We start from the raw sequence: 4,566 nt of genomic DNA, 5'->3' as shown, positions 1-4,566 counted from the left end.
CTCACTCCAAAATTTCAGAAACAACACCAGAACCAACAGTTCTACCGCCTTCTCTTATCGCAAAACGCAATCCCTTATCCATTGCTATCGGTACTTGCAATTCTACTTCTACACTCACATTATCTCCTGGCATTACCATCTCCTTCCCATCTAGCAATTTTATGCTCCCAGTTACATCCGTTGTCCTTAAATAAAACTGTGGCTGGTAATTCGCAAAAAATGGTGTATGCCTTCCTCCTTCCTCTTTCTTTAATACATAAACCTCCGCCTTAAACTTTCTATGCGGTGTTATCGTCCCCGGTTTCGCTAATACTTGCCCTCTCTCCACTTCTTCTCTTTTTGTTCCTCTTAACAATATTCCTACATTGAGTCCTGCACTTCCCTTATCCAGCAACTTCTTAAACATCTCAACACCTGTGCATATCGTCTTTTGCGTCGCTTGCAGACCTATTATCTCTATCTCTTCTCCCGCCTTTATCTCTCCCTTCTCTATTCTTCCTGTTACCACTGTTCCTCGCCCCGATATCGAAAATACATCTTCGATTGGCAATAAAAATGGTAAATCCACAGGCCTTGGTGGAACCGCTACATATTCATCTAACTTTTCCATCAATTTGTCTATTGATTTCTTTCCATATTCGCTGCTGTCATCCTCCAGCGCCTTGAGTGCTGAACCAACCACCACAGGCACTTCATCCCCTGGAAATCCGTATCTACTCAGTAATTCCCTCACTTCCATTTCTACTAAATCTATCATATCAGCATCAGCAACATCAGCTTTATTTATATACACCACGATATATCCAACACCTACCTGCTTCGCCAGCAATATATGCTCTCTCGTTTGTGGCATTGGCCCATCAACCCCCGACACTACCAATACCGCCGCATCCATCTGTGCTGCACCTACTATCATGTTCTTTACATAGTCAGCGTGTCCAGGACAATCAACGTGTGCATAATGCCTTTTTTCCGTCTGATACTCAACATGCGCTGTTGCTATCGTTATCCCCCTCTTCCTTTCTTCTGGCGCTTTATCTATCTGATCGTACGCTACAAAATTTCCATAATGCTTCGTTATCGCCGCTGTTAACGTCGTCTTCCCATGATCCACATGTCCTATTGTTCCCACATTTACATGCGGCTTTCCAAATGCTTCCACTACTGCTGTCATAACTATTACCCTTAATTATACTCTAACTTTAACTCATCAACCACATATTGTGGCACTTGCTCATAACAAGAAAAATGCATACTATACTGCGCCCTTCCCTGAGACACAGAACGCAAAACGTTGATATAACCAAACATATTTGCAAGAGGTACCGAAGCAGTAATTATTTTACTATTATTACCTAAATCGAGCATATCAGCAACATTTCCTCTTCTACTATTTATATCACCCATAACATCACCCATATATTCTTCAGGAGTAATAATTTCAACTTTCATTATAGGCTCCAGCATTTTTGGACCAGCTTTATTTGCCATCTCTTTAAAAGCACCTTTAGCAGCAAGTTCAAAAGCTAAAGGACTAGAATCAACCTCATGAAAAGCACCATCAAGAAGGGTAGCCTTAAAATCAATCAACGGAAATCCCGAAATTATACCACCTTCTTTTATCAACTCCAAGCCATTTTCTACCCCAGGAATATACTCTTTTGGAATAGCACCACCTACAATTTTACTTTCAAATTGAAACCCAGAACCAGGCTCAAGAGGTTCAAATTTTATTTTAACCTTAGCAAACTGACCAGCTCCACCAGATTGTTTTTTATGAGTGTAATCAATTTCAACAGATTTAGTGATAGTTTCACGATATGCAACCTGAGGAGCACCGACGTTAGCCTCAACGTTAAATTCGCGCTTCATTCTATCAACAATAATCTCAAGATGGAGCTCACCCATGCCTTTCAATATAGTCTGGCCACTTTCCGCATTTACTGACATTCTCAAAGAAGGATCTTCTGCAACCAACCTATTTAGAGCAATACCTAATTTTTCCTGATCTGAAGTGGTTTTAGGTTCCACAGCAATTTCAATAACAGGCTCAGGAAATTCCATACGCTCCAATAATATAGGAAAATCAACAGAACATAAAGTATCTCCGGTGGTTGTTTTCTTTAGCCCAACTAAAGCAACTATATCTCCAGCCCTAGCCTCAGTTATATCTTCTCGGTTATTTGCATGCATAAGTAACACTCTGCCAATCCCTTCAGTTTCGTTTTTTAACGCATTTGAAACGGTAGATTTAGACTTTAATTTACCAGAATAAATACGGATAAACGTCAAGCTGCCTACAAATTTATCCGTCATCACTTTAAATGCAAGAGCAACAAATTTCTCTTTTTCTGAAGGTTTGACCTCAATTTTCTTTTCTGAATCTTTAGGATCAATTCCAACAATTACATCAACATCAATAGGAGAAGGTAAAAAGTCAACCACACCATCTAAAAGTGGTTGTACGCCTTTATTTTTAAAAGCTGATCCACATAACATAGGAACAAATTTTCCTTTAATGGTCCCATTTCTCACGCATTTTTTCAGTAAATCCACTGGCAGATCATTAGACTCAAAGTAAGTATTCATCGCTTCATCATCCATCTCAACTGCAGCATCTAATAAAAGATTTCGATATTCTTGAGCCTTATCAAGCAAATCAGAAGGAATATCTTCATAAGAAAATTTAGCGCCCAACGTTTCTTCTTGCCATATAATGGCTTTCATAGAAATAAGGTCAATTATACCTTTGAAATCTTTCTCACTCCCTATTGGTAAATGAATAACTAAAGGTGCTGCACCAAGCTTCGTCTTTATCATATCAACACATCGATAAAAATTTGCCCCTATTCTATCCATCTTATTAACAAAGCAGATACGAGGAACGCTATATTTATCAGCTTGACGCCACACTGTCTCAGATTGAGGTTCAACTCCAGCAACTCCATCAAATACAGCAACTGCACCATCCAAAACCCTTAAAGATCTCTCAACTTCAATAGTGAAATCAACGTGACCAGGAGTGTCTATTATATTGACCCTATGATCATTCCAAAAACATGTTGTTGCAGCAGATGTGATTGTAATACCACGCTCTTTTTCCTGCTCCATCCAATCCATAGAAGCTGCACCATCGTGCACTTCACCAATTCTATTTTGCTTACCAGTATAAAATAAGATACGCTCTGTTGTGGTAGTCTTACCAGCATCTATGTGAGCCATTATCCCTATATTTCTGTATTTAGATATTCCAATTTCCATATCACAATTAATTAGCTAACATTAAAAACGAAGATGAGAAAACGCCTTATTAGCTTCAGCCATTTTATATTTTTCTTCGCACATCTTAAACGCACCACCGCGTTTATTATAAGCATCCAGTATTTCAGATTGCAAACAATCAACAGTGGTTTTTCCACTCTTTTTTCGAGCAGCAGAAGTTGCTTTAGCAATCCACCTTAACGCTAAAGAAACCGCTCTATCTCGTTGAACTTCAACAGGTACTTGATAAGTTGCACCACCAATCCGTCGAGAACGCACTTCTATAGAAGGAGTAACATTTCCTACTGCTGTCTCAAAAATTGATAACCCACCTTCGCCTATTTTCTCTTCAGCTAAAGACAAAGCGTCATAGATAATCTTTTCTGCAGCAGATTTTTTACCACATTTCATGATTGTATTAATGAAACGCATCAGCAAAACACTGCCGTAACGCGAATCAGGACTTATTTCTCTTTTTTTTGCTTTATTCCGACGAGCCATAAACTTTAACCAGATTTCTTTACACCATACTTTGAACGAGCTTTCTTTCGATTTTGCACACCACGCAGATCAAGGGCACCTCTTATTATGTGATAGCGCACACCTGGCAAATCTTTAACCCGCCCACCACGTATCAAAACAACAGAGTGTTCTTGTAAATTATGACCTTCACCAGGTATATAAGCCGTCACTTCACCATACCCACTAATTTTTACTCTGGCTACTTTACGGAGTGCTGAGTTAGGCTTTCTAGGAGTTGTAGTATACACCTTAGTGCAAACACCTCTCCTTTGAGGGTTGCTTTTTCCCAAAGCTGGTACCTTTTTCTTATGGGTCAATCCTAATCTACCCTTACGTATTAATTGATTTATCGTAGGCATATGTTATAAACTCAAGCTCATTAAAATAACTAAGTTTCTAGTTATAAAATAATAAACCTCAATAGTCAATATAAAAATAAACATTACTACTCTAATAATTAAGCTCAACTGCCTTGAAAGCCATCAGTAGACTTCTTGCACTACCTCCCAAGCCACAACTATCATTCAGTAGAAACGAAAAAACTTACTTGACACCCTTTGCCAGCCCTCTTATCATGAAACTGAAGCTATTTATTTATCTTCTCTGTACAGATTGAATGACAAAAAAACTCAACGTATCTGGCGTCTCATGTTTAATTTTTTGCGCTATGTGCACCTTATGTCTTTATCAAATTTCTAGGTTTTTACCTACAAAAGCTGAAATACGCTTATAAAGCATTTAAAACATTAAAAAACGCCAACTTAAAAAATGGATAGTGAATAA

4 protein-coding genes are annotated in these 4,566 nt (G+C 38.5%); all 4 read right to left on the bottom strand.

The features are described 5' to 3' along the window. Position 1: 1 nt before the first annotated feature. Genes tuf through rpsL form a run of 4 tightly spaced genes read right to left on the bottom strand, consistent with a single transcriptional unit; the run spans position 2 to position 4,142 of the window. Entirely contained in the window at positions 2-1,174 is a 1,173-nt protein-coding gene (gene tuf / locus OZD63_RS00180; protein ID WP_274980031.1) for an elongation factor Tu, read from the bottom strand. Positions 1,175-1,185: 11 nt separating this feature from the next. Next, entirely contained in the window at positions 1,186-3,261 is a 2,076-nt protein-coding gene (fusA, locus tag OZD63_RS00175; protein WP_275007765.1) for an elongation factor G, read from the bottom strand. Positions 3,262-3,282: 21 nt separating this feature from the next. Next, the gene (gene rpsG / locus OZD63_RS00170) at positions 3,283-3,762 is read right to left on the bottom strand and encodes a 30S ribosomal protein S7 (protein WP_275007763.1); all 480 of its coding nucleotides are present in this window, start codon (positions 3,760-3,762) and stop codon (positions 3,283-3,285) included. Between the two features lie 5 nt (positions 3,763-3,767). Then, complete coding sequence (rpsL, locus tag OZD63_RS00165; protein ID WP_007549314.1) at positions 3,768-4,142, bottom strand: 30S ribosomal protein S12; 375 nt, start codon at positions 4,140-4,142, stop codon at positions 3,768-3,770. Positions 4,143-4,566 lie beyond the last annotated feature (424 nt).

This window comes from Wolbachia endosymbiont of Drosophila leontia, assembly GCF_028981785.1.
In the GTDB taxonomy this organism is placed as follows: Bacteria; Pseudomonadota; Alphaproteobacteria; order Rickettsiales; family Anaplasmataceae; genus Wolbachia; species Wolbachia pipientis.
The sequence above is the reverse complement of the archived record's forward strand: the minus strand, read 5'-3'. Positions and strand labels throughout refer to the sequence as shown.